The organism is Hydrogenophaga sp. GW823-FHT04C09, from assembly GCF_058796355.1.
In genome coordinates, this window is the sequence record NZ_JBXAIO010000003.1 from 426,961 (window position 1) to 453,024 (window position 26,064).

28 protein-coding genes are annotated in these 26,064 nt (G+C 68.6%); 10 read left to right on the top strand and 18 right to left on the bottom strand.

The window, feature by feature from the left end; translation table 11 throughout:
- The gene (locus tag AC1Q9M_RS11100) at positions 1-957 is read right to left on the bottom strand and encodes a LysR family transcriptional regulator (RefSeq protein WP_492433768.1); all 957 of its coding nucleotides are present in this window, start codon (positions 955-957) and stop codon (positions 1-3) included.
- 124 nt (positions 958-1,081) lie between these two features.
- Here AC1Q9M_RS11100 and AC1Q9M_RS11105 point away from each other — a divergent pair, with 124 nt between their 5' ends.
- Entirely contained in the window at positions 1,082-2,302 is a 1,221-nt protein-coding gene (locus AC1Q9M_RS11105; protein ID WP_492433770.1) for an MFS transporter, read from the top strand.
- Positions 2,303-2,309: 7 nt separating this feature from the next.
- Here the strand turns inward: AC1Q9M_RS11105 and AC1Q9M_RS11110 are convergent, their stop codons facing one another.
- Positions 2,310-2,768 carry an NYN domain-containing protein gene (locus tag AC1Q9M_RS11110; RefSeq protein ID WP_382156609.1) on the bottom strand — a complete coding sequence of 153 codons (459 nt, stop codon included), beginning with the start codon at positions 2,766-2,768 and terminating at the stop codon, positions 2,310-2,312.
- Positions 2,769-3,194: 426 nt separating this feature from the next.
- Between AC1Q9M_RS11110 and AC1Q9M_RS11115 the strand changes: the two genes are divergently transcribed.
- Positions 3,195-3,704 (top strand): DUF1993 domain-containing protein, encoded by a 510-nt coding sequence (locus AC1Q9M_RS11115; RefSeq protein ID WP_382320700.1) that lies wholly within the window; start codon positions 3,195-3,197, stop codon positions 3,702-3,704.
- Positions 3,705-3,755: 51 nt separating this feature from the next.
- Here the strand turns inward: AC1Q9M_RS11115 and AC1Q9M_RS11120 are convergent, their stop codons facing one another.
- The 3 genes from AC1Q9M_RS11120 to AC1Q9M_RS11130 form a co-directional block, all read right to left on the bottom strand.
- Positions 3,756-4,208: an SRPBCC family protein gene (locus tag AC1Q9M_RS11120; protein ID WP_382320702.1), complete on the bottom strand. Its 453-nt coding sequence runs from the start codon at positions 4,206-4,208 to the stop codon at positions 3,756-3,758.
- Positions 4,205-4,540 (bottom strand): ArsR/SmtB family transcription factor, encoded by a 336-nt coding sequence (locus AC1Q9M_RS11125; RefSeq protein WP_382320705.1) that lies wholly within the window; start codon positions 4,538-4,540, stop codon positions 4,205-4,207. Before AC1Q9M_RS11125 ends, AC1Q9M_RS11120 begins: the two co-directional genes overlap by 4 nt.
- 157 nt (positions 4,541-4,697) lie before the next feature.
- Positions 4,698-5,066, bottom strand: coding sequence for a DUF1428 domain-containing protein (locus AC1Q9M_RS11130; RefSeq protein WP_492433773.1), 369 nt, complete (start codon positions 5,064-5,066; stop codon positions 4,698-4,700).
- 252 nt (positions 5,067-5,318) lie between these two features.
- Between AC1Q9M_RS11130 and AC1Q9M_RS11135 the strand changes: the two genes are divergently transcribed.
- The 4 genes from AC1Q9M_RS11135 (at position 5,319) to AC1Q9M_RS11150 (ending at position 9,609) form a co-directional block, all read left to right on the top strand.
- The gene (locus tag AC1Q9M_RS11135; RefSeq protein ID WP_492433774.1) at positions 5,319-6,128 is read left to right on the top strand and encodes a phosphatase PAP2 family protein; all 810 of its coding nucleotides are present in this window, start codon (positions 5,319-5,321) and stop codon (positions 6,126-6,128) included.
- 24 nt (positions 6,129-6,152) lie between these two features.
- Complete coding sequence (locus AC1Q9M_RS11140; protein WP_492433776.1) at positions 6,153-6,647, top strand: DUF1579 domain-containing protein; 495 nt, start codon at positions 6,153-6,155, stop codon at positions 6,645-6,647.
- A 143-nt stretch (positions 6,648-6,790) separates the two neighbouring features.
- Complete coding sequence (locus AC1Q9M_RS11145; protein WP_492433778.1) at positions 6,791-7,810, top strand: DUF4062 domain-containing protein; 1,020 nt, start codon at positions 6,791-6,793, stop codon at positions 7,808-7,810.
- Between the two features lie 14 nt (positions 7,811-7,824).
- Complete coding sequence (locus AC1Q9M_RS11150; protein ID WP_492433780.1) at positions 7,825-9,609, top strand: alkaline phosphatase D family protein; 1,785 nt, start codon at positions 7,825-7,827, stop codon at positions 9,607-9,609.
- A gap of 1 nt (position 9,610) precedes the next feature.
- On the opposite strand, the gene AC1Q9M_RS11155 is transcribed toward AC1Q9M_RS11150, so the two are convergent.
- Positions 9,611-10,600 carry an AraC family transcriptional regulator gene (locus AC1Q9M_RS11155; protein WP_382320715.1) on the bottom strand — a complete coding sequence of 330 codons (990 nt, stop codon included), beginning with the start codon at positions 10,598-10,600 and terminating at the stop codon, positions 9,611-9,613.
- 92 nt (positions 10,601-10,692) lie between these two features.
- On the opposite strand from AC1Q9M_RS11155, the gene AC1Q9M_RS11160 reads away from it, so the two are divergent.
- The 3 genes from AC1Q9M_RS11160 to AC1Q9M_RS11170 are packed head-to-tail and all read left to right on the top strand — an operon-like array spanning position 10,693 to position 14,441.
- On the top strand, positions 10,693-11,832 hold the full coding sequence (locus AC1Q9M_RS11160) for an FAD-dependent monooxygenase (protein WP_444686942.1): 1,140 nt from the start codon (positions 10,693-10,695) through the stop codon (positions 11,830-11,832).
- Between the two features lie 31 nt (positions 11,833-11,863).
- Positions 11,864-12,847, top strand: coding sequence for a Bug family tripartite tricarboxylate transporter substrate binding protein (locus AC1Q9M_RS11165; RefSeq protein WP_444686943.1), 984 nt, complete (start codon positions 11,864-11,866; stop codon positions 12,845-12,847).
- Positions 12,848-12,860: 13 nt separating this feature from the next.
- On the top strand, positions 12,861-14,441 hold the full coding sequence (locus AC1Q9M_RS11170) for a sulfatase family protein (protein WP_492433783.1): 1,581 nt from the start codon (positions 12,861-12,863) through the stop codon (positions 14,439-14,441).
- Between the two features lie 49 nt (positions 14,442-14,490).
- On the opposite strand, the gene AC1Q9M_RS11175 is transcribed toward AC1Q9M_RS11170, so the two are convergent.
- The 5 genes from AC1Q9M_RS11175 to AC1Q9M_RS11195 are packed head-to-tail and all read right to left on the bottom strand — an operon-like array spanning position 14,491 to position 19,819.
- Positions 14,491-15,204: an SRPBCC family protein gene (locus tag AC1Q9M_RS11175; RefSeq protein WP_492433785.1), complete on the bottom strand. Its 714-nt coding sequence runs from the start codon at positions 15,202-15,204 to the stop codon at positions 14,491-14,493.
- Entirely contained in the window at positions 15,194-15,670 is a 477-nt protein-coding gene (locus tag AC1Q9M_RS11180; RefSeq protein WP_382320726.1) for a (2Fe-2S)-binding protein, read from the bottom strand. The genes AC1Q9M_RS11175 and AC1Q9M_RS11180 overlap by 11 nt, the downstream gene beginning before the upstream one ends.
- A 3-nt stretch (positions 15,671-15,673) precedes the next feature.
- A complete protein-coding gene (locus AC1Q9M_RS11185) occupies positions 15,674-16,540 on the bottom strand; it encodes an FAD binding domain-containing protein (RefSeq protein ID WP_492433787.1) in 867 nt (288 codons plus the stop codon).
- Positions 16,533-18,818 carry a xanthine dehydrogenase family protein molybdopterin-binding subunit gene (locus AC1Q9M_RS11190; protein WP_492433789.1) on the bottom strand — a complete coding sequence of 762 codons (2,286 nt, stop codon included), beginning with the start codon at positions 18,816-18,818 and terminating at the stop codon, positions 16,533-16,535. Before AC1Q9M_RS11190 ends, AC1Q9M_RS11185 begins: the two co-directional genes overlap by 8 nt.
- 20 nt (positions 18,819-18,838) lie before the next feature.
- Positions 18,839-19,819 (bottom strand): Bug family tripartite tricarboxylate transporter substrate binding protein, encoded by a 981-nt coding sequence (locus tag AC1Q9M_RS11195; RefSeq protein WP_444686947.1) that lies wholly within the window; start codon positions 19,817-19,819, stop codon positions 18,839-18,841.
- A gap of 250 nt (positions 19,820-20,069) precedes the next feature.
- On the opposite strand from AC1Q9M_RS11195, the gene AC1Q9M_RS11200 reads away from it, so the two are divergent.
- Positions 20,070-20,630 carry a MarR family winged helix-turn-helix transcriptional regulator gene (locus tag AC1Q9M_RS11200; protein WP_444686948.1) on the top strand — a complete coding sequence of 187 codons (561 nt, stop codon included), beginning with the start codon at positions 20,070-20,072 and terminating at the stop codon, positions 20,628-20,630.
- On the opposite strand, the gene AC1Q9M_RS11205 is transcribed toward AC1Q9M_RS11200, so the two are convergent.
- The 7 genes from AC1Q9M_RS11205 to AC1Q9M_RS11235 all read right to left on the bottom strand — a co-directional run bounded on the left by AC1Q9M_RS11205 (position 20,627) and on the right by AC1Q9M_RS11235 (position 26,045).
- The gene (locus tag AC1Q9M_RS11205) at positions 20,627-21,595 is read right to left on the bottom strand and encodes a PDR/VanB family oxidoreductase (RefSeq protein ID WP_444686949.1); all 969 of its coding nucleotides are present in this window, start codon (positions 21,593-21,595) and stop codon (positions 20,627-20,629) included. The two genes, AC1Q9M_RS11200 and AC1Q9M_RS11205, sit on opposite strands and share 4 nt — an antisense overlap.
- Before the next feature lie 10 nt (positions 21,596-21,605).
- Positions 21,606-22,634, bottom strand: coding sequence for a Rieske 2Fe-2S domain-containing protein (locus AC1Q9M_RS11210; RefSeq protein ID WP_382156569.1), 1,029 nt, complete (start codon positions 22,632-22,634; stop codon positions 21,606-21,608).
- A 43-nt stretch (positions 22,635-22,677) separates the two neighbouring features.
- Positions 22,678-22,902, bottom strand: a complete 225-nt coding sequence (locus AC1Q9M_RS11215; RefSeq protein ID WP_382156567.1) for a recombinase-like helix-turn-helix domain-containing protein — start codon at positions 22,900-22,902, stop codon at positions 22,678-22,680.
- Positions 22,903-22,923: 21 nt separating this feature from the next.
- Complete coding sequence (locus AC1Q9M_RS11220) at positions 22,924-23,898, bottom strand: VOC family protein (protein WP_382320738.1); 975 nt, start codon at positions 23,896-23,898, stop codon at positions 22,924-22,926.
- A 137-nt stretch (positions 23,899-24,035) separates the two neighbouring features.
- A complete protein-coding gene (locus tag AC1Q9M_RS11225; RefSeq protein WP_382156563.1) occupies positions 24,036-24,386 on the bottom strand; it encodes an EthD domain-containing protein in 351 nt (116 codons plus the stop codon).
- 10 nt (positions 24,387-24,396) lie between these two features.
- Positions 24,397-25,146, bottom strand: a complete 750-nt coding sequence (locus tag AC1Q9M_RS11230; RefSeq protein WP_444686950.1) for an SDR family NAD(P)-dependent oxidoreductase — start codon at positions 25,144-25,146, stop codon at positions 24,397-24,399.
- An 11-nt stretch (positions 25,147-25,157) separates the two neighbouring features.
- On the bottom strand, positions 25,158-26,045 hold the full coding sequence (locus AC1Q9M_RS11235; protein ID WP_444691258.1) for an alpha/beta hydrolase: 888 nt from the start codon (positions 26,043-26,045) through the stop codon (positions 25,158-25,160).
- Positions 26,046-26,064 lie beyond the last annotated feature (19 nt).

Genomic DNA, 26,064 nt, shown 5'->3' on the forward strand with positions numbered 1-26,064 from the left:
TCAGGGCGCCGGAGGCGCACTCAAGAGCGACTCCAGGGCTTGCGCGCCTTTCCAGATGCCCGCGTCGATGGTGCTTTGCAGGGTTTTCGTCAGCAGCTTCTTGCCCTCCCTGACAGCCCTCGAATGCAGGCGTGCCTGGCTTTCGAACAGGGACCACGTGATGTAGGCGCCTTTGATCGGGCTCCACCGCACCATGCTCTCCGAGAGCCCGTACTCGCTCAAGGCGGCAAGCGTGCACGCCGGTACGGCGGTCACACCGATACCTCGCCTGGCGAACTGCAGGCATTGACCCAGCGAATCCGTTTCGACGACCACATGGAAGTTGCCGCCTCTGCGCCGCAGCAGGTGATCCAGCTGGGACCTCACCATGTCGGACAGGGCCGGCAGGATCAGGTCGGCACCGTCCAGCCTTGACGGAGGCACGGGAGTGTCGGGATCCAGGTCCTCCTGCTCGCCGCCCAGAAGAATCAACGGTTCGCGGATCAGCGCGGTCTGGATGAAGCCTGTCGGGGGATCGGCATCGAAAGGAAGAATGCACAGGTCAAGCTGGCCGCCAAGCATCTGATGGCGCAGCACGTCGACCAGCCGCTCGTGCACACGAAGATTGATCTTGGGGTGCGTCGCCCGCAGGGTCTGCACGAAAGGCAGGGTCATGACGATGCGCCAGTAAGGCGGCACACCGATGGTCAGCTGTCCTGCGGCCGCGTCACCCAGTTCCTCCTTGAGCATCGACAGCTGCTGCAGCAGCGGACGGGCCCTTTCCATCAACAGCTTTCCCGACTCGGTGGGAACGACGCCGCCCTGTGTGCGCGTGAAAAGTTTCGTCCCCATCTCTTCTTCGAGCGCGGCGATATGGCGGGACAAGGCCGGTTGGGAGAGTTGAAGGTCCAGGGCCGCTTTGTTGATGCTGCCCAGTTCTCCCACCCTGAGCATGTATTCGAGAAGGCGCGATTCCATGTGCGTATTCTGTGCGGGAAAACGGAATGTGGAAACCTGCGCCTGGCCCCACGTTGGAGGCAAGCTGGACAGCGGAAGAAGACAATGAGGTCTCTTCCGCCGTATCCCAGTCCCGACGCCACGCATGCCACCTCCCCCTGCCCCGCCTGATACCGCCTCTTCGGCCGAGTTTTCCCTCAAGCGAATCGCGGTGCCGGTCTTTGGCCCGTCCCTGCTCTTCGGGCTGGGCGAAGGCGCCATTCTCCCCATCATCCCGCTCGTGGCGCGCGAGCTGGGCGCCTCCGTGCCCATGGCCGCGCTGGTCGTCGCGCTGATGGGCCTGGGCTCGCTGCTCAACAACATTCCCGCGTCGCTCATCACCATGCGCTGGGGCGAGCGCTGGGCCATCGTCGCCGCGGGCCTCTGGAGCGCCCTGGGCATGGCGCTGTGCGTGGGGACCTCGCACCTGGCGCTGTTCGCCACGGGCTGCCTCATGGTGGGCATGTCCCGGGCCGTCTACAACCTGGCGCGCCAGAGCTACATGGCCGAGGCCGTGCCGATCGCGTACCGCGCGCGGGCGCTCTCGACACTGGGCGGAGTGAGCCGCATCGGCATGTTCATCGGCCCGTTCCTCGGTGCGGCCGCCGTGCATGTGTTCGGTTTGGCCGGCGCCTTCGGTGTCGGCATCGCCGGAGTGGTGGCGGCGGCCGCCCTCGGCGCGCGCGTGCCGGACCTGGAGATGCCTCACCTGCCGGCCGGCCAGACGCCGCCCGCGGCCACCACCATCGCCTCCACGCTCAGGGACCACCGCCAGGTGTTCCTCACGCTCGGCATCGGCGTGGTGCTGGTCAGTGCCGTGCGCGCCTCGCGCCAGGTGGTCATACCCCTGTGGGCGGATCACCTCGCGCTGGCGCCGGCCGTGGCCTCGCTCATCTACGGCCTGGCCGGCGGCATCGACATGCTGGTGTTCTACCCCGCCGGCAAGGTGATGGACCACAAAGGCCGGCGCTGGGTCGCCGTGCCATCCATGGTCATCATGGGCACGGCGCTGCTGCTGATGCCCTTCACCTCGGGCTTCACCACGCTGCTGCTGGCCTCGCTGTCCATCGGCTTCGGCAACGGCATCGGCTCCGGAATGATCATGACCCTGGGCGCGGACCATTCCCCACGCCATGGCCGCGCGCACTTCCTCGGTGTGTGGCGCCTCATGTCCGACATCGGCGCCTCGTGCGGGCCGGTGCTGCTCTCGTTCCTGGCCGGCAGCCTGTCGCTGGCCACTGGCATCGCCGTCACCGGGCTCATCGCCTTCGCGGCGGCGGGCTCGCTGGCGTACTGGATTCCCCGGACACACGCCGGCGGACGGTGACGGTGCCTCACTCGGCCGTTGCCGCGATCGACTCGGTGTAGATGAAGCTGCTGCACGCCGCCACGAAGGCCCGTGGCGTCTGCCGCGCGCCGAAGCCGTACACACGCACCCCCTCGCGCCGCACGCCGAACGCCAGCGGTGTGAGATCGCTGTCCGATGACACCAGGCAGACCGCATCGAACTGCCCCGTGTTCACCAGCGACATCGCCTCCACGCTGAGCATGATGTCGGCCGCGTTCTTGCCCTTGGCGTATGGGAAAAGCTGCACCGCCTCGATCGCGTTGTAGAGCAGCACGTTCTTGAAGCGGCTCATGTGGGGCCGCGTCCAGTCGGCGTACGCGCGCTTGACGATGAGCGCGCCGTAACAGGCGGCGCGCAGCAGGATGGAACGGATCAGTGTGTGAGAGACGTTTTCCGCGTCGATCAACACGGCAATCTTCTGTTGCTTGTGCTGCAGCCTGGGCATGAAGTGCCTGCCTTCCCTGTTCGTTAAGGAACAGCCGCCGCCACACAACACAGAGTGGCGGCGGCCCGAACGGGCTGAGAACCGGGAACCCCCTTGCGAAGAACCGGCAAGCCTCGCGGCTTCCCATTCAGGCCGCCATAAAACGAGCGTGAATGATGAAGGCCGCTGTCTAGCGGTGTACAGCGGCCTTCTGGCCGCAAAGGGATTCCGGGTTCTCAAGCCCGACTCACCTTTTTCGTGAGCGGGGGAGAATGTACATCAATACGACGAAAGCATTCATGTGGCGCGCAAGAAAAATCTGCCGCGGGCACCGGTCTCGGTGACCGGTGCGGGTTGGACCTGTGCTGTTAGCCTTGCAGGGTCGGCAAGGCCTCTGCCATGCCGGCCCCGGCGAACGTGCCCCAATTTATAAAAAGTGAATTCACCATGACCAGCCCGCTGTACAACGCCTCCGTCCCCGTCCTTCAGCAGATGCTGCGCGCCCTGTCCGATGTGCTCAAGAAAGCCGAAGACCACGCGACGCAAAAGAATATTGATCCCAACGCGCTGCTGCAAGCGCGGCTGTTCCCCGACATGTTTCCGCTGGTTCGTCAGGTCCAGATCGCCGCTGACTTCTCCAAGGGCATTGCGTCCCGCCTGGCGGGTGCCGAGGTGCCTTCCTGGCCCGACACGGAAGCCAGCTTCGCGGACCTGCAAGCCTTGATCGCCAAGGCCTTGGCCCACATCGGCTCCTTCAAGCCCGAGCAATTCGATGCCAGTGAAAGCCGCGAAATCGTGCTGCGCCCCGGCACCCCCAAAGAAAAGAAGCTGATCGGCAGCGCCTATCTTCTGCACTACGGCCTGCCGCAGTTTTTCTTCCACGTGACCACCGCCTATGCCATCTTGCGCCACAACGGTGTTGAGGTCGGCAAGCGCGACTACATGGGTGCCTATTGACGCAAGACGCCTGAGTGCAGCCGGGCGCCAAGCGCGCCTTGCCGCGCTCGCTCAGGCGCCGGTCTCACGCAGCGCGGCCTCAAGGCTGGCAAGGATCTGGGCCCAACCCTGGCGTGCACGGTCGGCGTAATCCTTCCACTCAGGCTGCATCTCCGCCGTGAGATGCAGCGTGCAGCCGCCGTCCGCTTCCGGCGTGATCTCGATGGTCACGATGTCGAAGGTCGGCGATGCGGCCGGGATACCGAATGTGAACACGAGCCGCCGTGGCCGCTCCATGACGAGGTACTCCCCGGTGTGCTCCACATCGCCGTCGGGACGCCTGTCGGTCAGCACGAACTGCCCGCCGACACGCGGGTCGATGTCGCAGCGGACCATCTCGCCGGTTTCAGTCGAGAACAGGAAGCGGCTCGCCAGGCGCGCATCGAGCCAGGCATCGAACACCCTCTCGGCCGATTGGCGGAATCTGTGATGGACAGCAACTGCGAGATGGTCTTCGCTCTTCATGATCGATGGACTCCTTTGGTTTGCCGGGATGAAATTGCATCCTCCTCGTCCAGCAGCGCCTGCAGACGCTGCAATCGGCCCGCCCAGTCGCGTTGGCGCGACTGAAGCCAGTCCGACGCCTCTGCCAGCGGTCGCGGTTCGAGACGCAGGATATGTTCGCGGCCAGAGCGGCGGCGCGTGACAAGGCCGGCGCGCTCCAGGATGCGGATGTGCTTGGACACGGAGTTGAGCGAGATGTCGAACGGCACGGCCACCTCGGTCACTCGGGCTTCGCCCAGGGACAACCGCGCCAGGATGGCGCGACGGGTCTCGTCGGCCAAGGCGACGAACATGTTGTCGAGTCGGTTGGCCGTCAACGCGTTATTCATTCACCCATTTTGGTGAATATTTATCAAGCTGTCAACAGAACTCGAGACGGGACGTTCCACTGCCTGCTCGCGAAGCGGAGCGTGCGCGCTGCGCAACATCCAGTGGCAGCGCTGCGCCCCATCAAGCCTTCACTTCGACCACCTGTTCGAAGCCGCCGAAGATCATGCGTTTGCCGTCGAAGGGCATGGGCGGGTTGCCGGGTTTGGACGGGTCCATGCGCGGGTCTTCCATCATCTTCTTCATGGCCACATCGCGGGTGGCTTTGTCCGGCCATTCGACCCACGAAAAGGCCACCGTTTCCTCGGCCGTCGCCTGGACCGCACGGCGAAAGTCGGTGACTTTGCCGTCGGGGACGTCGTCGCCCCAGCCCTCGATCACACGAAGGGCGCCCAGCTCGATGAATATCGGGTCGAACTGGCGTGCGTGTTCAATGAACTTCTGCTTGTTGGCGGTGGGAACGGCGATCACGAAACCATCGATGTAAGACATATCAGACTCCTGTGGGGTTGACCTGCAAGGGGCCCCCTGTGGGCACCTTGTAGCTACACGACGAACGACAGCAGGACAAATCGACACGACCTGCCAGCGTCAGGTCTCAACAGCCGCCGTGAACGTATCGAAGGACATGGTGAGCAATGCCGGAGCGCGAGGCTGTAGGACAGCCGCGCTTTTTGCGGGCGGGCCTCGCGTGCAAAAATCGACCGCAGCCGCGACGATCCAGCCAGGAGAGCACCAGCACCCATGGACAACGACCTGACCCAAGCCCTCGCCAGCGCCGAATGGCTCGGCCGCCACGCGGTCCCCATGCTCGCCGCCGCCCTCGTGCTGGTGCTCATCGCCGTCACCGCCTTCGTCATCGGCTTCAGGCGCTACAGCCCCTACGCCGCCTGGGACCGCTGGCCGCGCCCGCTGCTGCTGGGCGTGTGCCTCGCGCTCGGCGCGGGTGTGCTGGTCGCCACAGCTTCGCTGTTCGCCGAGATGCTGGAGGTGTTCGACGCGGACGAGGAGATCGGCCAGTTCGATGTGCGGCTGACCGAGACCCTGGCGCGCGAGCTGCCGCCTTCTGCCCTGCGCTTCTTCGGCAACCTGACGCACCTGGGCGACCCTCTGCCGCTGACGCTGCTGGTGAGCGGCGTGGGTGTGCTGTTGCTCGTTCGCCGGCGCACCTCGCTGGCCTTGGGCTGGGTGGTGGCGTGCGCGGGTGCGGGCGCGCTCAACCGGGTGCTCAAGCACATCTTCGAGCGGGTGCGCCCCTTGCACGACCACGGCTTCGCGCAGGCCGATGGCTACAGCTTTCCCAGCGGGCACACCTCGGGTTCGCTGGTGGTGTACGGCATGCTGGCCTACTTGTGCCTGCGCTTGCTGCCGCCGCGCTGGCATCTGCCCAGCGTGCTGCTGGCCTCGGCCTTGGCTTTCAGCATCGGCTGGAGCCGCGTGATCCTGCAGGTGCATTGGGCGAGCGATGTGGTCGCCGGCTTCGCCTTTGGTGTGGCGTGGTTGACGGTGTGCATCGCCGCGATCGAGATCACCCGGCGCCGCGCCCGCGCGTAGCCGGTCGGTTCGGAAGGAGACATCATGGGTCGCAAGGAATTCGAAGTCTCGCTGGCGGGCGGCGTGCACGCCCAGCTGGCGCGCATGGCCGGGCAGTGGCAGGGGCGCTTTCGCCTCTGGTTCGAGCCGGGCGAGCCGGCCGAAGACTCGGTGCAGCGCGGCAGCATCCGCGTGCTGCTGGGTGGCCGCGTGCTGTTGCACGAGTACAGCGGCCACTGCGGCGGTGAGCCCATGGAAGGGGTGGCGCTGATCGCGCATCACCTCGACGAGCGCCGCTACGAGTCGGCGTGGGCCGAGAGTTTCGGCACGGGCACGTCCCTCATGTTCAGCACCAGCACGCCTGGCGACCCGCGCCTGTCGATGCTGGGCAGCTACGCCGACGGCCAGGGCGGCCCGCGCTGGGGTTGGCGCACCGCGATCGATCAGCCGGACGACGACACGCTGGACCTGCGCATGTACAACATCTCGCCCACCGGCGAAGAGGCCTTGGCCGTCGAGGTGAATTACCGCCGCGTCTGACATGCACAGATGGGGGAAGAGCAGCGGCGAAACGGGCGCCAGCGGTTGATGCCGAGGGAAATCTTGCCCAGAATCCAGCAGCGTCCTCTGGCGCAAGACCTGCGGGCCGATCCGCCAGGTTCAACAACAACAAGGAACGCCTCTTGGCCAAGTCTCTCATCCGCGTGATGCTCTCCAGCCGTTGCCTGGACCCCTTCCCCGCCGACAGCAAGACCACCTTGACGGACCTGCGCCAGGCGCTGAAAGCCGAGATCGAGTCCGCGCAGGTGCTGGGGCGAAAGCTGTTCGAGGTCTGGATCAACGAAGACGCGCCGCCCGCCGAAGGCACGCAGGACAGCTGGGATGCCTGCCTGCAGGCCGTGCGCGACTGCGATGTGCTTATCGTGCTGAGCAACGGCAACGCGGGCTGGGCCGCGGGCGAGCAGGACATCGGCATCTGCCACGCGGAGTACATGGAAGGCCTTCGCTCGGCGCAGGCCAAGGTGCGCCTGGTGGCGCTGCCGACCGTGGCCGAGGCCAAGGGCGCGGCGGGTGAGCGCAACCGGCGCTTCCAGGACTATCTCTCGCGGCAGACGGCCTTCCGGGGCGGCGAGGTGAAGACGGTGGCCGACGCGAAGAAGCGCGTGTTCGAAGCGCTCTCGGATGCCGTGATCTCGCTGGCGCAACGCGGCGTGCAGGCGGGTGCCTCGACGCGCTTCGATGTCGGCGCGGCCCTGGACGGTGTGGTGGTCAAGCTGGATGGCAAGGACGTGGCGGTGGTGGTTCATGCGATTCCGGCCTCGTTCAGCGTGGCCGCCGCGCGCGAGCTGGTGGGGCGGCCCTTTCTGGAGGATCACCAGCGCATCGACTTGCTGGCTTCGGCGCACGGGCCGCTGCACCTGATCGCCTGCCACCGGGGCGCGACGGAGACCCAGGCCACCTCGCTGCTGGGGTTTCCGGGCGCGACGGTGGTGAGCGGCCCCTTCGGGGTGTTCGTGGCGGACGACGTGCAGAAGGTGCAGTTCGCCTTCCTGGCCAACTGCCGCGACGACTCGCAGACGCGCCACGCGAGCCAACGGTTTTTCGAGTGGCTGCAGCAGACGGGTGAGGCGGCGCTGGTGGCGCGCAGGGCGGTGTCTCGCGCCCGCATCGTCAAGGTGGTGGCCAAAGAAATGGATGTTTGAAAGGGGAGACGACCATGAATGAAAAGGATCTTCTGCTGGGGCCGGTGTTGTCGTTCCGCGGCATCGGCAAGGGTGATGTCTGGAAGGTGAGCGCGCTGGTGGGCCTCAAGGCGGGCGCGGCCGTGCCTGTGCTGGAGGTGGACGGCAAGGCCTGCCCCGCACCGAAGGAGCTGCTGGCCATCCCCGGCGAACGCTATCTGCGCTACGACGTTTCCTGCAAGGTCCTGAAGAGCGAGCGCACGGTGAGCTACGGCGTGCCGGGTGGACCGACGTGGCGCATGACGGTGCCGGGCAAGGATTTCTCGCCGCGCATGGCCTATGTGTCGTGCAACGGGTTTTCCGACCCGGCCGTGATGCGCAAGCTCATCCGCACGTCCGATGCGGTGTGGGAAGACCTGCTCTACAGCCACGACCGCGCGTTGCGCAGGAAGAAGGGTGCGGGTGAAGTCAAGCTGCTGGACAAGGAGCAGCTGTGGCACGAGACGCGCATCCACGACAAAGGCCTGCAGCGCTTTCACCTGATGCTCATGGGGGGCGACCAGATCTACTTCGACTCGATCTGGGAAGACATCAAGTCCCTGCGGCAGTGGGTGGCCTTGCCCCGGCAGGCGCAGCTGGACTTCAAGGTCACCAAGGCCCTGGAGCGCGAGATCGAGGCCTACTACTTCGGGCTGTACAAGCACCGCTGGCTGCCCGCTGAGCGCAAGCCCTGGTCGTCGCCCACGCCCGCGCTGGATGCGAGCGCGGCGATGGCGTCCATGCCCACCATCATGATGTGGGACGACCACGACATCTTCGACGGCTGGGGTTCGTACAGCTGCGAGATGCAGAACAGCCCGCTTTTCCAGACGCTGTTCCGCCAAGCCCGGCGCGCCTTCTGGGTGTTCCAGATGCAGCATGCGCTGGAAGATCTGCCCGAACTGGAAGACACGACGCCGGCGGGTTTTTCCCGCCAGGACCCGCTGCTCAAACCCATCGCCTGGAGCCAGGTGCTCGCCAAGGATGCGCTGGCGCTGCCCCTGCTGGATGGCCAGCCGGGCTTCACCTCGGCGCACGCCATCGGGCCGGTGGCCATCGTGGCGGCCGACCTGCGCACCGAGCGCTCGCGGGCGCAGGTGATGGGCTCGGACACCTGGGGCCAGATCAAGAAATGGACGACCAGCCTGGCATCCGGCAACGCGGGCACCCAACCCAAGAGCGCGTGCCAGCACCTGCTGTTCATGTCCTCGGTGCCCGTGGTGCACCCGAAGCTGCCCCTGGCCGAGCTGCTGATGGACAAGTTCGGGCAAGAGCACGTCACCGACAGCAATGCCGACGACCTGAAGGACCATTGGTCCCACGACGACCACGAGGGCGAGCGAAAGCGCCTGCTGGAGGTGCTGTCCAACCTCGCGCGCGACAAGAAGATCCGCGTGTCCCTGGTGTCCGGCGATGTGCACGTCGCGGCCTGGGGCACGGCCTACCGCAAGGACCTGCCGGCCACGGAGACCTGGTCCCAGATCCATCAGTTCACCTCGTCGGCCGTGGTGCATCCCTCGCTCATGGGGGTGATGGAGCGGCTGTTCCTGTCGTGGCTGAACAGCCATGCCAAGCAGCCGCAGAACATCGACGTGCAGTACGTCGCGGAGGTGATGCCGTTCCCGGGGCACGACAAGCATGTGATGGCGGCCCGCAACTGGCTGGCCCTGGAGCTGGACATGGGGTCGGCCGAAGGGTGCAAGCTGTGGGCCACCTGGCGCTGCGAAACCGAGACCAGCTTTTCCAACCACCTGCTGGCCGTGGCGCCCATCGCGCCCTGAGTCAGTCCCCCGCCGACGCCGTGTGCGGATCGGTCATGGCGGTGCGCCGCGCCACCTCGCGCTTGGCATACGCCGTGGGCGACAGGCCTGACCAGCGCCGGAACGCGCGCGCGAACACCTTGTCGGACTCGTAGCCCGCGTCCTGCGCCACCTGGGCCAGCGGCAGGTGGCCGGCTTCCAGCTGTTCGGCCGCCAGCGCCATGCGGTGCCCGCCCAGGTAACCCATGGGCGTGTCGCCCACCAGGGCCTTGAAGCGGTCGCTGAAGCGCGAGCGCGACATGGCGGCTTCGCGCGCCAGGGTCTCCACCGTCCAGCTGCGCGCGGGTTCGCGGTGCATGGCGGCGATGGCGCGCGCGATCGCGGGGTCGGACAGGCCGCGCCACCAGTTGGCCTCCACCGGGCCGGCGCCGCGCAGCAGGTGGCCGCGCAGGATGTTGATGAGCAGCAGCTCGCCCATGCGGCTGGCCGAGAGGCGCCAGCCCGGGCGCTGGTCCAGCGTTTCGGTGACGAGTGTTTCCATGGACGCAGCCAGGATCACGGCCGTGGGCAGTTCGCTCGCGCGCACGTGGATGAGCGGCGGCAGCACGCTGAGCACGGAGTGCCGGCAGTAGGCCGAGAACCAGAGCAGTGCGCTGAACATCTCGCAGCCTTCGCCGCCGCCGCCGTGCCGCAGGTCCAGCGGCGCTTCGTCGCGCGCGCCGGGCGTGCGCTGGGTGAGCAGCTGGGCGAAGGGCACGGTGGGCGCGTCGGGCGCGGAGCCCATGCGGTGGGCCGCGCCCAGCGGCATCATCACCAGATCGCCGGGCTCCACGCGCAGCGGCCCGCCGCCGCCGGCCGCCTCCACCCACCAGGGCGCGCCGCGCGCCATGCGGATCATGGCGGCGCCAGACACCCCATTGGAATGCAAGCCCCAGGGTGCAGACAGGTGGAACCGGGCCGTGACCGCGCGTTCGGCGCGGCAGATGGCGAGCACTTCGCTGAGGACATCCATGGACGAATCGTACCCATTTCAGGCGCCCAAGCGGTTGAGTGCGCGGGGCCCGCGCTCAACAATGCACGCTTCGACATTGCAGGAGCAGCCCCATGAGCAGTTTGAAAATCGGTATCGCCGGCGGCGGTGTGGGCGGTCTGGCCGCCGCGATCGCCTTGCGCAAGCAGGGCCACGAGGTGACCGTGTTCGAGCAGGCCAAGGGCTTCTCGCGCGTGGGCGCGGACATCAACCTCACGCCCAACGTGGTGCGCGCCATCGACGGCCTGGGCGCGGGCGCTTTCATCCGCCGCACCGGCGCCCAGCCCACCTTCCGCATCAGCCGCGACTGGGACACGGGCAAGGAAACCTCGCGCCTGGGCATGGGCAACGTCGCCGAAGAGCAGTACGGCGCGCCGCAGGTCACGATCCACCGCGCCGACATCCTGGCCGCGCTGGCCGAGCAGTTCCCCATCGAGCAGATCGCGTTCGACAAGCGACTGAAGACGCTGAGCCAGAACGACGCGGGCGTGACCCTGCAGTTCGACGACGGCAGCGAAGCCAGCTTCGACGTGGTGGTGGGCGCCGACGGCATCCACTCGCGCGTGCGCACCGCCCTGTTCGGCGAAGAGAGCCCGCGCTTCACCGGCGTGGTGTCGTTCCGCTCGGTGGTGCCCACCGAGCGCGTGAAGCACGTGCCCGAGATCGAGGCCTTCACCAAGTGGTGGGGTCCCAATCCGCAGAGCCAGATCGTCACCTTCCCGCTCAACCAGGGCAAGGAGACCTTCGTCTTCGCCACCACCGGCCAGGAGAGCTGGACCGAAGAGTCCTGGACCAGCCCGGGCGACGTGCACGAGCTGCGCGGCTTCTACAAGGACTTCCACGCCGACGCCCGCGCCCTGCTCGAGGCCTGCGACACCACGCTCAAGAGCGCGCTGTACGAGCGCGAGCCGCTGCCGCAGTGGTCGCAGGGCACGGTGACCCTGCTGGGCGATGCCTGCCACCCCATGCTGCCCTTCATGGCGCAAGGTGCGGGCATGGCGATCGAAGACGCCGTGGTGCTGGGCCGCGCGCTGGCCGGTGTGGGCACCCGTGCGCAGGCCGCCGAGGCGCTGCGCCGCTACGAGAAGACGCGCCAGGAGCGCACGGCCAAGATCCAGATCGGTTCGCGCGGCAACCAGTGGATGAAGGGCCAGGGCAACGCCGACTGGGTCTACGGCTACGACGCCTGGAACGTGCCGCTCGCCCAGGCCTGAGATTTCCCCACCTTTCCCTAGGAGACACACCATGAAAAACCAGAAACGCCACTTCACCCTGGGCCTGATCGGCCTCGCGCTCGCCTCGGCCCTGCCCTTCGCGGCGGCACAGACCTTCCCGAGCAAGCCCATCACCATCGTCGTGCCCTTCCCGCCCGGCGGCGGCCCCGACCTGGCCGCGCGCGTGCTGGCCGAGAAGATGGCGCCCAAGCTGGGCCAGCCGGTGGTGGTGGACAACCGCCCCGGCGCCGGTGCGCTGCTGGGTGCCGGCGCGGTGGCGCGCTCGGCCGCCGACGGCCACACGCTGCTGCTCACGCCCAACACCATGGTGATCTCGCCCCACGTGCTGCCGGCCGGCGCGGGCGGTGGCGTGGACGTGCACAAGGACCTGGTGCCCGTGATCTCGCCCGCCACCACGCCCATGGTGCTGGTGGCCAACCCCTCGCTGGGCGTGACCAACCTCAAGGCCGCGCTGGACGCCGCGCGCAAGTCGCCCGGCCTGCCCTACGGCAGCCCCGGCAACGGCTCGCCCATGCACTTCGCGGGCGAGATGCTCAAGAGCGCGGCCAAGGTCGATCTGATGCACGTGCCCTACCGTGGCGTGGGCCCCTCCATCACCGCCGCGCTCAGTGGCGAGGTCAAGCTGCTGTTCACCGGCCTGGGTGGCGCGGTGCCGCACATCAAGGGCGGCAAGCTGGTGCCGCTGGCGCTGACCGAAAAGAAGCGCTCGCCGCTGCTGCCCGACGTGCCGACCGCGACCGAGCAGGGCGTGAGCGGCGTCGAGGTGAACGCCTGGTACGGCGTGTTCGTGCCGACCGGCACGCCCGCGCCTGTGATCGCGCGCCTGAACCAGGCCTTCAACGAAGCGCTGCAGCTGCCCGACGTGCGCGAGAAGCTCGCCGGCGCCGGCCTGGACGTGCTGGGCGGCACGCCGCAGGTGCTGGCCGACTTCATGAAGGCCGACAACGAGCGCTACGGCAAGCTGGCCAAGGAACTCAACATCAAGGCCGATTGAGGCGCACAGCGGCATGGCACGGCGACCGAACTTCCTGCTGTTCATCACCGACCAGCACCGCGCCGACCACCTCGGCTGCTACGGCAACACCGAGGTGCGCACGCCGCACATCGACGCGCTGGCGGCGCAGGGCTGCCGCTTCGACGACTTCCACGTCGCCACGCCCATCTGCCAGCCCAACCGCGCCTCGCTCATGACCGGGCGCCTGCCCAGCGTGCACGGGCTGCAGATGAACGGGCGCGAGCTCTCGCTGGGCGAGCGCACTTTCGTGGAGACCTTGCGCGAGGCGGGCTACCAGACCGCGCTGGTGGGCAAGTCGCACCTGCAGAACATCACCACCCTGCCCACGGCCTGGCCCGGCAAGGGCCCGCGCCGCCCGCACGAGGCCCTGCGCCCCTACCCGGGGCGCTACGGCCAGGAGGTGTGGCAGCGCTGGGAGGAAGACCCGGCCCACGAGCTGGAGCTGCCCTACTACGGCTTCGAGCAGGTCGCGCTCACCATCGGCCACGCCGACGAACAGCACGGCCACTGGCGGCGCTGGCTGCGGCAGCAGACGCCCGACGCGGACCGCCTGATCGGCCCCGCCAACGCGATCCCCACGCCCGACCTGCACTTGGCCCGCATCGGCCACGCCTGGCGCACCCGCGTGCCCGAAGCGCTGTACCCCACGGCCTACATCGCCGAGCAGACCTGCCACGCGCTGGACCGGATGGCGAGCGCGGAGCAGCCGTTCTTCATCCAGTGCTCGTTCCCCGACCCGCACCACCCCTTCACGCCGCCCGGCCGCTACTGGGACCTGTTCCGGCCCGACGACGTGTCGCTGCCCGCGTCGTTCCACGCCGAGCTGACCGACCCGCCACCGCCGGTGCAATGGCTGCGTGAGCAGCGCCGCGACAACCCCGCGTTCCGGCCCGGCTACGGCAGCTTCGCCTGCTCCGAACAGGAAGCGCGCGAGGCCATCGCACTGAACCATGGCAGCCTGGCCAACATCGACGACCACATCGGCCTGGTGATGGCGCGGCTGCGCGCGCTCGGCCTGGACGAACACACGGTGGTGATGTTCACCAGCGACCACGGCGACCTGCTGGGCGAGCGCGGCCTGATGTTCAAGGGCGGCCTGCACTACCCCGCCCTCACCCGCGTGCCCTTCATCTGGCGCGATGGCGCGCAGGCGCCAGCCACGGCGGCCACGGCCGCGCTGACGCAGACCATCGACATCGCGGCCACCGTGCTGGAGCGCGCCGGCCTGGAGCCCACCAACGGCATGCAGGGCGCTTCCCTGCTGCCGGTGGTCACCGGCCAGGCGAGCGGGGTGCGCCAGCAACTGCTGATCGAGGAAGAAAGCCAGCGCAGCGATTTCGGCATGGACCGCCGCGTGCGCATGCGCACCCTGCGCAACCACGACCACCGCCTCACGGTGTACGACGGCCAGCCCTGGGGCGAGCTCTACGACCTGCGGCAGGACCCGCTGGAGCTGCGCAACCTGTGGGCCGACGCGGCCTCGCTGCCGCTGCGGCAGTCGCTCATGGAGCAGCTGGCGCGCGCCATGCTCACGGCGGCGGACACCAGCCCCTACCCGGGCGCCGCCGCCTAGAAAAAAAAGGCCCGCTCGAGCGGGCCTTTTCTTTTGAAGATGCGGTGGGTCAGACCAGCGTGCGCAGCCAGGCCGCGCAGTCCTGCGAGGCCTGCACCGGCCAGTGCACGGTGATGGTGGTGTCGCCGCGCCGCACTTCCACGCGGATGTCCTGACCCGAGCCGCCCCACAGGCGCGCCCAGAAGCCGGGGCGTTGCGCGCTCGCCGCCGGCGGCGGCGTGGGCTCGGGACGCGCCGGGGGCGGCGGCACCGGCTCCACGGGCACGGCGGCTTCGACGACCACCGGGGGCACCGGCACGTCCACCGCCGCCCCGGTGCCGCCGGCCAGGCGCGCCGCCGCGTTGACGCCGAACTCATCCCACATGCGGTCGGCCTTGGTCTTCATCACGCCCAGGCCGAAAGTGCCCATGCGGCCGAGCACGTCCACCTTGACCTTCATGCGCAGCTCGGTGCCACCGCCCTCGCGCTCCTGCAGCCACATCTCGCTGTTCTGCTTGAGCGAGCTGGCCACCGAGGCGTCCTCGCCCGTGCCTTCGGCGCGCAGGTAGCGCGGCTCGTCGCGTTCGACGATGCGGGTCTTGAGCTTGAAGCGCGCGCTGATGAAGGCGATCTTCACCTTCATCACGGCCACGTACTCGTCGTCGCTCACGACCTCAATGGACTCCATGCCGGGCACGCAGGCGCCCATGGCATTCGGGTCCAGCAGCAGGGCCCAGACACGCGCCGGTGGCGCGTCCAGCAACAGGGTTTTTTCAATTTCCACGCATCTTCTCCGCAGCGGTCAGGATGGATTCGACGATCTGGGTGTAGCCGGTGCAGCGGCAGAGGTTGCCGTTGAGGCCATGGCGCACCTCGTCTTCGCTCGGCGAGGGGTTGGCCGCCAGCATCGCGCACGAGGTCATGAGGAAGCCCGGCGTGCAGTAGCCGCATTGCAGGCCGCCGCACTGCATGAAGCTCTCCTGCAAGGGGTGCAGGGTCTCGCCCTGCGACAGGCCTTCCACGGTGGTGATGGCGCGGCCGCTGTGTTGCACCGCCAGGCTCAGGCAGGACTTGACGACCTGCCCGTCGACCAGCACCGAGCAGGCGCCACAGATGCCGGTTTCGCAACCGCGCTTGGTGCCGGTGAGGTGCAGGTCGTCGCGCAGAAAGTCGGACAGCAGGCGCCGCGCGGGCACGGTGCTCTGCACGGCCTCGCCGTTGACGGTGAGGGTGATGGGGTGTTGGCTCATGGCTTACTCCTGGGGCAGGCCGAACAGGCCCGCGATGTTGCGCCGCGCGACCACGCGCACCATGTCGCGCCGGAAGTCGGCGTCGCCCCGGGCGTCGGACACGGGTTCGATGTCGGCGGCGACGATGTCGGCGGCCTCGGCCGCCACGTCGGCGGTGAGGGTCTTGCCGGCCAGGTACGCCTCGGCGCGCGGCAGGCGCACGGGAATGGGGGTAGACGCACCGACGGCGATGCGCGCCTCGGTGCAGACCGCGCCCAGGCGCCGCGCGACGAAGGCCACGCTGACCAGCGGCCGGTGCTCGGCCGCCGTGCGCAGGAAGCGCGCGTACTGGCCGCTCGCGTCGGCGGGCAGCGCGGGCACGCGGATCTCGCTGAGCAGCTCGTCGGGTTCGAGCGCGGTGGTGTAGTAGTCCACCAGGAAGTCGCTCAGGGCCAGCACGCGCTCGCCGCGCGCGCTGGCGAGCACCACCTGCGCGTTCAGCGCCAGCAGGCAGCCCGGCGGGTCGGTGGACGGGTCGGCGTAGCAGAGGTTGCCGCCGATCGTGCCCTGGTTGCGCACCTGCGGGTTGGCCACGCGCGCGGCCATGCTGGCGAGCATGGGCCAGCGCTCGCGCACCAGGGGCGAGGCGGCCACCTCGGCGTGCAGCGTGAGCGCGCCGATGCGCAGGCCGCCGCGCTCGTCCAGCGCGATGCCGCGCAGCGCGCCGAGTCTGCCCAGCGACACCAGGTGCGAGGGCGTGAGCATGCGCTGGCGCATGCCGAGCATGAGCGCGGTGCCGCCCGCGATCACGCGGCACTCGTCGCCCAGGTCGGCCAGCATGCGGCTGGCCTCGGCCACGCTGTCGGGTTCGAGGAAGTCGAAGTCAAGCATGGGCCGTCTCCTTCAGGGCGCGCAGCGCGGCCAGCACCTTCTGCGGCGTGATGGGCAGGTCGGTGATGCGCACGCCCACCGCGTGGTACACCGCGTTGGCGATCGCCGGCGCGCCGGGCAGGATGGCGGTCTCGCTCGCGCCCTTGGCGCCGTGCGGGCCGTTGGGTTCGTGGGATTCCACCAGCCCGCCGCGCAGCAGGGGCACGGCGTCGGCGGTGGGCATGTTGTAGTCGGCGAAGTTGCCGTTCATGAGGCGGCCGCCTTCGAGCTGCAGCTGTTCGTAGAGCGTCCAGCCCATGGCCTGCACGGTGGCGCCGTTGGTCTGGCCGTGGATCGCCAGCGGGTTGAGGGCCTTGCCGCAGTCGTCGCTGACGTAGCTGTCGATCACCGTGACCTGGCCGGTCTGCGTGTCCACCTCGACCTCGACCGCCTGCGCCGCGAACGAGTAGGCGGGCGCGATGTTGCCGTGGACCTGGTCGTCGTGCATCTGGGTCTTGGCGTCCCAGCTGCCCATGACCTGGATGCCTTCGCCGCCGTGGCGCCAGATGTGCTGGCGCGCCACCTCGGCCAGCGTGCGCCGCTGCCCGGGTTGCTCGCGCACGCGGATGTGGCCTTCGGCGATCTCCAGCTGGTCGGCTGGCGCACCGAGCATCTGCGCGGCCAGGGCGAAGAGCTTGTCGCGCGCGGCCTGCGCGGCCACGATGGCGGCGTTGCCGGCCGCCATGGTCACGCGCGAGGCCAGCGTGCCGATGCAGAACGGCGCGCTGTCGGTGTCGGGCGCGACCACGAGCACATGGGCCAATGGCACGTTGAGCTCGTGGGCCACGATCTGGCTCAGCATGGTCATGGCGCCCTGCCCCATGTCGCCTTCGCTGCAATGCACCACCAGGCGGCCGTCTTCGTTGACCTTGATCATCACGGTGGAGCCGTCCCAGTTGCCGATGGTGCGGTTGCCGCTCACGTGCATGGCCGCGGCCATGCCCACGCCGCGCCGGCGGCTGCCCGTGCCCGGTGAGCGCGCGCGCTTCTCGCCCCAGCCGATGGCTTCGGTGCACTGGGCAATGCATTCGAGCAGGCCGGTGCTGCCGATCTGCCAGCCGTGGATGGAGGTCTCGCCACGGCCGATGGCGTTGCGCCGGTGGATCTCCACCGGGTCGATCCCGAGCTGCTCGGCCATGGTGTGGATGTGGCTGTTGAGCGCGAACAGCATCTGCGTGCCGCCGAAGCCACGGAACGCGCCGTGCGGTGGCGTGTGCGTGTAGGCCATGGTGGCGTGCGAGCGCACGTGCTGCAGCCGGTGCATGTTGTCGCTGCGCATGGCGCTCACGTGCATGACCTCGGGCGAGAGGCCGCAGTAGGCGCCGCAGTCGGCCACGATGTGCACGTCCTTGGCGACGATCAGGCCCTCGCGCGTCATGCCCAGCTTGAGCGTGATGCGCTCGGGCACGCTGGAGCACGCGGCCTGGAAGTCTTCCAGCCGGTTGTTGACGAGGCGCACCGCGCGCCCGGTTCTGAGGGCCAGCAGGCCGGCCACCAGTTGGTTGTCGTCCTCGACGATCTTGCCGCCGAAGCCCCCGCCCACGGTGGCCGCCAGCACCCGCACGCGCGAGACCGGCAGCTCCAGGGCCGCGGCCAGGCGCGCGCGCGCCAGGAACACCGACTGCGTCGAGGTCCAGACCTGCAGGCGGCCGTCCGCGTCGATGGCCGCGACGCTGGCCATGGGCTCGAGGTAGCCCGGGTACTGCGCGTGCGTGGTGTAGGTGGCCTCATGGATCAGGTCCGCCTGCGCGAACCCGGCGTCGACGCTGCCGCGCTCGAAGCGGATCTCGTGCGCCACGTTGCCGCGCCCGGGGTGCACGCCGGGCGCGCCCTCGGCCAGCGCTTCCTCGGGGGTCAGCAGCGGCGGCAGTTCCTCGTACTCGATGTGGATCAGGTCCAGCGCGTCGCGCGCGATCTCTTCGGTGGTGGCCGCCACGGCCGCCACCTCTTCGCCCGCGAAGCGCACCACGCCCTCGGCGAGGATGCGGCGCTCCTTCTGGTGCACGCCCCACATCGTGCGCGGCGCGTCGGCGCCGGTGAGCACCGCCTTGACACCGGGCAGGGCCAGCGCCGCCGAGGTGTCCACGCGGACGATGCGCGCATGGGGGTAAGGGCTGCGCAGGATCTTGCCGTGCAGCATGCCGGCGACCTTGATGTCGCCGGCGTACACCGCGCGGCCCAGCACCTTGGCGCGGGCGTTGACCTGCGGCGTGTCGCGGCCCAGGGTGGATTCGCTCATGGGAGTTCCTTGCCTGGGGCTCAGTCGGCCTGGATGTTCAGGTCTTTGATGAGCTTGGAGAGGCGCGCGTAATCGTCGGCGTTGATCTTCGCCAGCGCCTCGGGCTTGCCGCCCACCGGGCGCGAGCCGAAGGTCGCCATCTTCTCGACCACGTCGGGCATGCGCAGGATCTCGTTCATGTGCTCGTTGAGCTGCTTGACCACGGCCGGGGGCGTGCCCTTGGGCGCGAAGATGCCGTTCCAGGCGCCGAGCTTGACGTCCTTGTAGCCCTGCTCGGCCACGGTGGACAGGTTGGGCAGCAGCGGCGTGCGCTCGCCGTCGGTGAGCGCCACCGCCACCAGCTTGCCGGACTTGAGGTGCTGCTCCACCGCGCCCAGGGTGACGTAGCCCATGCTGACCCGCCCGGCCAGCATGTCGGGAATCATCGGGCCGACGCCGCGGAACGGGATGTGCTGCACCTGGATGCCGGCAGCGCGGTTCAGCCACTCGGCCACGATGTGCATCGGCGAGCCCGCGCCCGGGCTGGCGTAGGTGAGCTGCTTGCCGGCCTTGGCCTGGGCCACGAGGTCGGCCACGCTCTTGATGCCGCTCTCGGGGTGCGTCACCAGCAGCACCGACTGCATGGCGCTCAGCACGACCGGGTCGAAGCCGTTGAGCGCGTCGTAGCTGGCGTTGGGCGCGAGCTTGAGCACCATGGGCGCGGTGGTGAAGGGGTTGGGTGTGAAGAGCAGCGTGTAGCCATCGGGTTTGGCGCGCGAGACGTAGGTGTTGCCCACCGTGCCGCCCGCGCCGGGCCGGTTGTCCACGATCACGGGTTGCTTGAGCCGCTGCGACAGCTTCTCGGCGAACAGCCGGGCGGTGGCGTCCGAGTCGCCGCCGGGCGGATAGGCCACGACCAGGCTGATGGTTTTCTCGGGGTAGGCCTGGGCGGCCGCGCCACCCGCAAACAAGGCCGTGGCCGCCAGGGCCATGGCCATCCACTGTCGACGATCCGTTTTCATCAATGCACTCCTGTGAAGGCGATTCATGCCGTTGGGTGGGGTCCAGGCCGGTGTCCGTCCGCGCCATTTAGACGTTTCATATTGGAAACATGGGTTCACAACAGAAACACCTTCATCGTATGCTTTCGTCGTTGACTGATCAACGATGAAATCCCGATTTCTGACAATTTGTTGCAATTTAATTGACTGATCAACGACGAGATCGCGGCGCGAGGCCGATCGGGCGCGCCGCTTCCCCGAGAATCCCCGCATGTCCCAAGACGAGCCCCTGCCGAACCCCTCTGCCCTGCCGCCCGAAGGGGTCGACGACGGCGCCAGCAACCCCTGGGCCGATCTGGCGCCCGATGGCGCGGGTCTGGCGGTGCACGACTTTTTGACCACCATGTTCAGCCACACCAGCAACGGGCTGCGGCGCGCGATCACCCTGCCCTATGCCAACCGCTTCGAGCTCACGGTGTCGGAGTGGCGCATCCTGTCCGTGCTGGCGCACGCGGGCTCACTGCCGTTCGCGGAACTGGTGGAACTCGCGGCCGCCGACAAGGCGCAGGTGAGCCGCGCGCTGCGGCTGCTGGGTGACCGGGGCCTGGTGGAGATGCAGACGCCGGGTCCCCGGGGTCGCAAGGGCCTCATCTGCTTGATGACCGAAGCCGGTCAGGCGCTGTACCAGGAAATCATGCCGCTGGCGCGGCGCAGCCAGGCGCAGATGATCCTCACGCTCAGCCGGGACGAGCGCCGCGTGCTGTACACGGTGCTCGGCAAGCTGCGGCGGCAGTGCGGGGCTGCCGACGCCGACGGCTCGATCGACGCTTAGATATCGAGCACCAGCCGGTCGCTCTTGCAACCGGAGACGCAGACCATCATGGCCTTGTTGGCCGCGCGCTCGGCGTCGGTCAGCACCATGTCGCGGTGGTCGGGGATGCCTTCGAGCACCTTGGTTTCGCACGAACCGCAGATGCCCTCTTCGCAGCTGAAAGGCACGTCGGCGTTGATCTCGATCAGGCGCTTGTGCAGCGTGGTGTCGGGCGTGACCTCGAACATCTGGCCGCTGCGGCGCAGCTCGACGGTGAAGCTGGTCTTCGCGTCGTCCGCGGCCGCCACCTCGACCGCCGTGAAGCGCTCGATGTGGGCGTTGCTGTGGCCCAGCGCGGCGCAGGTCTTCTCGAAGTTGTCGAGCATCACGGCCGGGCCGCAGGCGTAGAAGTGCTCGCTGGCCGAGGGCGCGCGCCGGCCCAGCAGGGCCGTGAGGTCGGGCGGGCCGCCCTTCTCGTCGTCGAAGTGCCAGGTCACGGGCACGCCCAGGGCCTCGATCTCGGCGATGAAGGCCGCGCTCTTGCGCGAACGCGCGAAGTACAGGAATTCGAAGCTGCGGCCCAGGTCTTTGAGGCGGCGCGCCATGCACAGCACGGGCGTGACGCCGATGCCGCCGGCCACCAGCACCGTGTGGCTGGCCTCTTCGTGCAGGCCGAAGTGGTTGCGCGGCGCGCTGATGGTGATGCGCATGCCCACGCGCAACTGCTCGTGCACGCAGCGCGAACCGCCGCGGCTGGTGCGGTCCTTGAGCACGCCCACCACGTAGCGGTGGCGCTCCTGGCTGTTGTTGCACAGCGAGTAGCTGCGCACCATGCCGTTGGGCAGGTGCAGGTCGATGTGCGAGCCGGCCTCGAACGGCGGGAACACGACATCGGGGGCGGGACGCAGGTCCACGCTGATCACGTCATCGGCTTCGTGGCGCAGCGTGTGGACCCAGGCTTGCAGGGTGGTGGCGTTGTTGCTCATCCCGCGATTCTCACATGGGCTTGTCGAGCTGGGCCTTGGCCAGGTTTCTGAGGTGGCGGCGCAGGCGCACGATGCCCATGTCGTGCGCGTACAGGTGCTCGCGCTTGTTGGCGTCGGGCTCCATGTTCTCCACCGCCACGCGGTCCTGCTCCAGCACGTTCCAGTGGCGCTCTTCCAGGCGGTTCTTGTAGAGAAAGCGCCAGGTGTCGCGCTGCCAGCCGGTCACGCGGCGGCAGCGCCAGTGGAACACCCCCGAGGTGCGGTTGCTGATGGGCGTGTAGCTGCCGATGATGGTGAAGTTGCCACCGGGGCCGCCGGTCTTGGGGTACGGGATCTCCAGGCGCATCACGTGGATGCCCAGGTCCATCCACTCGGTCCAGTCGAAGTTGACGCCGCGCTGGCCCTTCTTCTCGAAGCAGAAGCCGTTGGGGATGTCGCGGATCTGGAATTCGGCCTGGCTGTCGCCCTCGCTCATGGTGTGCGACTGCTTGTGCAGGTACACGCCGTGCATCGGGTCCATCACGTTGTCGACCACGTAGCGGTAGTCGCCGCCCCACTCGGTGTAGCAGAGGAAGTTCGACCACTCGGGCGAGGTCAGTTCCTCGGGCAGCTGCAGCGGCGGCGCGTCGTCCAGGATGGGGTTGCTCGCGTTGTAGAGAAAGATCGCGCCGGCCGCTTCGGCGGCGTGGAACATGCGCGCGGGGCGCGAGCCTTCGAGCTTGCAGCCGGGGCTGCCGGGCACGCGGGTGACGGTGCCGTCGCAGCGCACTTCGACGCCGTGGTACGGGCAGGCCAGGCGGTCGCCCAGGTTCACACCCAGCGAGAGCGGCGCGCCGCGGTGCGGGCAATGGTCTTCCAGCGCGTGGACCTGGCCGGCCTGGTCGCGCCAGAGCGCGATCTTGTAGCCCAGGCGGCGGATCGAGATCGGGTCGTTCTTCACGAAGCTGGACGGGCAGACCGGGAACCACAGGTCTTTGAGGCCGACTTCGAGGACGGCGTCGACCGGGTCGAGCTGAACGTTGATGACAGAGGTATCCATGGACGTGTCTCCTGGCGGTGGGGCTGGGGTCGGGCGGCGGGGTTCAGGCGCCGAGGCGGGCCATTTCCTGCTGGAAGGACTGCTCGGTCCAGCGCTGGCCATTGGGGCCCGAGGGCCCCGCGTCGTTGAGGTACTTCACCAGGCCTTCGAGGTCGTGGATGCCCTGAGCGTAGGCGCGTTCGATCGAATCGCCCAGCAAACCCTCATACGAGGTCGGGGGAGCGGTGCGCGTCTGGTGGGTTTCGTTGTAGAGGTCGGGGGTTCGCATGCGGTGTCTCCTTCGGTGTCGTCATTCCGTGGGCGGCTTGGGCTTGTCGGTCATGAATTTGCCGCTGGGCGCACCGGCGTTCACCTGGCGGCGCGTATGGCCGTCGATGCCGCCCTTGATGGCCCATTCGGCGAACACCGTCGGACCGGGCGTGAATTCACGCGGCTCCCAGTCGGCGGTGAGTTCGTCCTCGTCGGTGTAGTACTCCACCAGCGCGCCGGCCGGGCTCTCGAAGTACCAGAACATCGCCGAGGAGATCGGGTGTCGGCCCGGGCCGAGCTCGGTGCTCCAGCCGCTGCGCGACATGTGCATGCCGCCGCCGACCACTTCGTGCAGGTCGCGCACGGAGAAGGCCACGTGGTTCAGGCCCTTGCGCGGCTCGGGCGGCTGCAGCAGGAACAGGTCGTGGTGGCCGCCCTCGGCCGCGCAGCGCAGGAACAGGCCGCGCTCGGGGTACAGGTCGGAGACCACGAAGTCCAGGTTGTCGATGTAGAAGGCGCCGGTGGCCTTGAGGTCGGTCACGAAGAACACCACGTGGCCCACCTCGACCGGCGTGGCGCGGTCGTAGGCCGGGCTGCGCTGGTTGCGGCGCGGGCGGTCGCTCCAGGTGTTGACGAGCGCGCTCTCGATCTGCACCTCGCGCTTTTTCGTGAGCTGCAGGCGCACCGCCAGGCCATTGGGGTCGGTGCAGCCGAAGCGGCCATCGGCCTCCACGAAGCCGGGCTGGCCCTGCAGGCGGCTGCGGTAGAGCGCCAGGCTCTCGGCCGTGTCCACGCCCCAGACCACCTCGCGCAGCGTCGGGTCGGGCTCCACGCCGGCCGGCAGGCCGGGCTTGTCGGAGTGCGCCACGACCACGCGGCAGCCGTTGAGCGATTCGAACACCAGTTCCTGTGGAGATTCCTGCACCAGCGACAGGCCCCAGTCCAGGAAGAACTGGCGGCAGCGCGGCAGGTCGGCGGCGCCGTAGGTGATTTGATCGATGCCCAGTACGCTCATCTGCAATCCTTGAAGTGCCTGGCCGCCTCCGGGCGCCAAACGTTTCTTTAGTAAACCCGTGTTTCTTACTTGAAACAAACTGAATTCTACCGGCAAACGTTCGGCGTGGGAAGTGGCATGCAGACTAATTTGGTCGGCTATGCCCTGTCGGGCGTCGGGCAAGGCCCGTCGGCCAGCACCTTTTGCGTGACGTGGAACAGGCGGCCCTGGAACCAGGGCCGGATCTGCGCGAGCTGGGCTTTCAGCACCTGGCGAACGGGATCGGCAAAGGCGCGCTCCATGGCGTCCACCGAGTCGTAGGAGGATTCGAAGGTCATGTGCAGGCGCGGGCCGCCGTCCTCGATGGACAGGGCGCGCAGCACCCGCACGGCGCGCACGCCTGGAAAGCGCTTCATCAGCGGCACCACCTGCTCGATCACGAAGGCATCCAGGCGGTCCACGTCCTCCGGCTTCACGGTGCCTTCGAGACACGCGGTTCGAACGATCATCGCGGCCTCCTCACAGGCCCAGGCCGCCCAGCGACTTGCCACCATCCACGAACAGGGTCTGGCCCGTGATGAAGCGGGTGCGCGGCGACGCGAGGAAGGCAATGGCATGGGCGATCTCGCCCGGATCGGCGGGCCGCCCGCTCGGTTCGAGCGCGCTGGCCGCCGCGTGCTGCTCGGGCGTCATGGCGCGCGTCATGCCGGTGTCGGTGAAGCCCGGCGCGATCGAGTTGACCGCGATCTGCCGCTGGCGAAGGTCCATCGCCATGGCCCGGGTCAGGCCCACCACCGCGGCTTTCGAGGCCACGTAGTGCGCAAAACCAGTGCCGCCCAGCGCCGCGCGCGAGGACACCGTCACGACCCGACCGCCCGGCTTCATGCGCCGCGTGGCTTCCTGCGCGGCGATGAAGACGCCCAGCACATTCACGTCCAGCACAGAGCGGAAGTCTTCGTCGCGGATGTCGTCGAAGGACCGGGCGGGGCCGATCCCCGCCGCGCACACCATGACGTCGACCCGCGCCTCGGCGGCGATCAGCGCCGCGATGGCCGGGCGGTCGCACACGTCGACCGCGTGGCCGGCCGCGTCGCGCCCGGCCTGGGTGAGTTCCGCGAGCAGCGTGTCGACCTGCGCCGCGTTGCGGTCGATCACCACGACGCGGAAACCGTCCTCGGCCAGGCGCAGCGCCGTGGCGCGGCCGATGCCGGAGGCGCCTCCGGTGATGAAAGCGGTTTCCCTCTCGGCGGGGGTGGGGGTGGTCTGCATTCTTTTTCCTCTCAAACAGCGGATGGATCCAGGCGCCGGTGGGCCTGCAGCAGGCCGGCCAGGCGCTGGTACCACGCCGCCTTCGGGTCGCGCAGGCAGGTGTGGGTCGCAAAATGGTCCAGGCCGGGCTCTTCGTGCAGCTGGGACGGCGCCGGCTGCCTGGCCAGCAAGGCCGCCATGCGGCGGTTCGAATGAACCACCCGGGCACTGTCGGACTCGCCATGGCTGAGGTACATGGGGATGGTGTTGCCCACCGTCCAGCACAGCGGGCTCATCACGGCGTCGTGCGCCGCGTCGCTCAGCACCATGCTGTAGATGCGCTCTTCCAGGCTGGCCGCGGGGGGATCGGGGTGGTGCAGATCCATGATGCCGCTCACGGGCAGGCAGGCCCGGATCGCGCCCGGGGGAATGCCGGCGCCGCCCGCTTCCTCGCGCCGCAAGGCCACCAGCGCCGCCAGATGCGCGCCGGCGGAATGCCCCGCCAGGTAGATCTGGTCGCCGCGACCGCCGAAGTCGGCCGCATGGGTGATCACATGGCGGGTGAGCGCCAGGCCGTCTTCGAACGCCGCCGGCAGCCGGTGCCCCGGCGCCAGCCGGTAGCCCGGCGCCACCAGCACCATGCCCAGGCCGACCACGGCTGGCGCCATGAAGGCAACGTACTCCTTGTAGCCGTTGGTCCAGCCACCGCCGTGCCAGAAGATCAGGATGGGGGCGTCGTCCCGCGCATCGGTGGACCGGTACACGTCGCAGCGGTGCTGCGGATCGGGGCCATAGGCGCGGTCGCGCGCGACGGCGATGCCGGCCGGCAGCGGCGCGTCGGCGGCCCAGCCCAGCACGGTCTCTTCGTAGGCCTGCGCGGCTTCGAAGGGAAGCGGCGGCTGCGGTGAAAGGCGGGACAAAAGGTTCTGTGGATGGTGG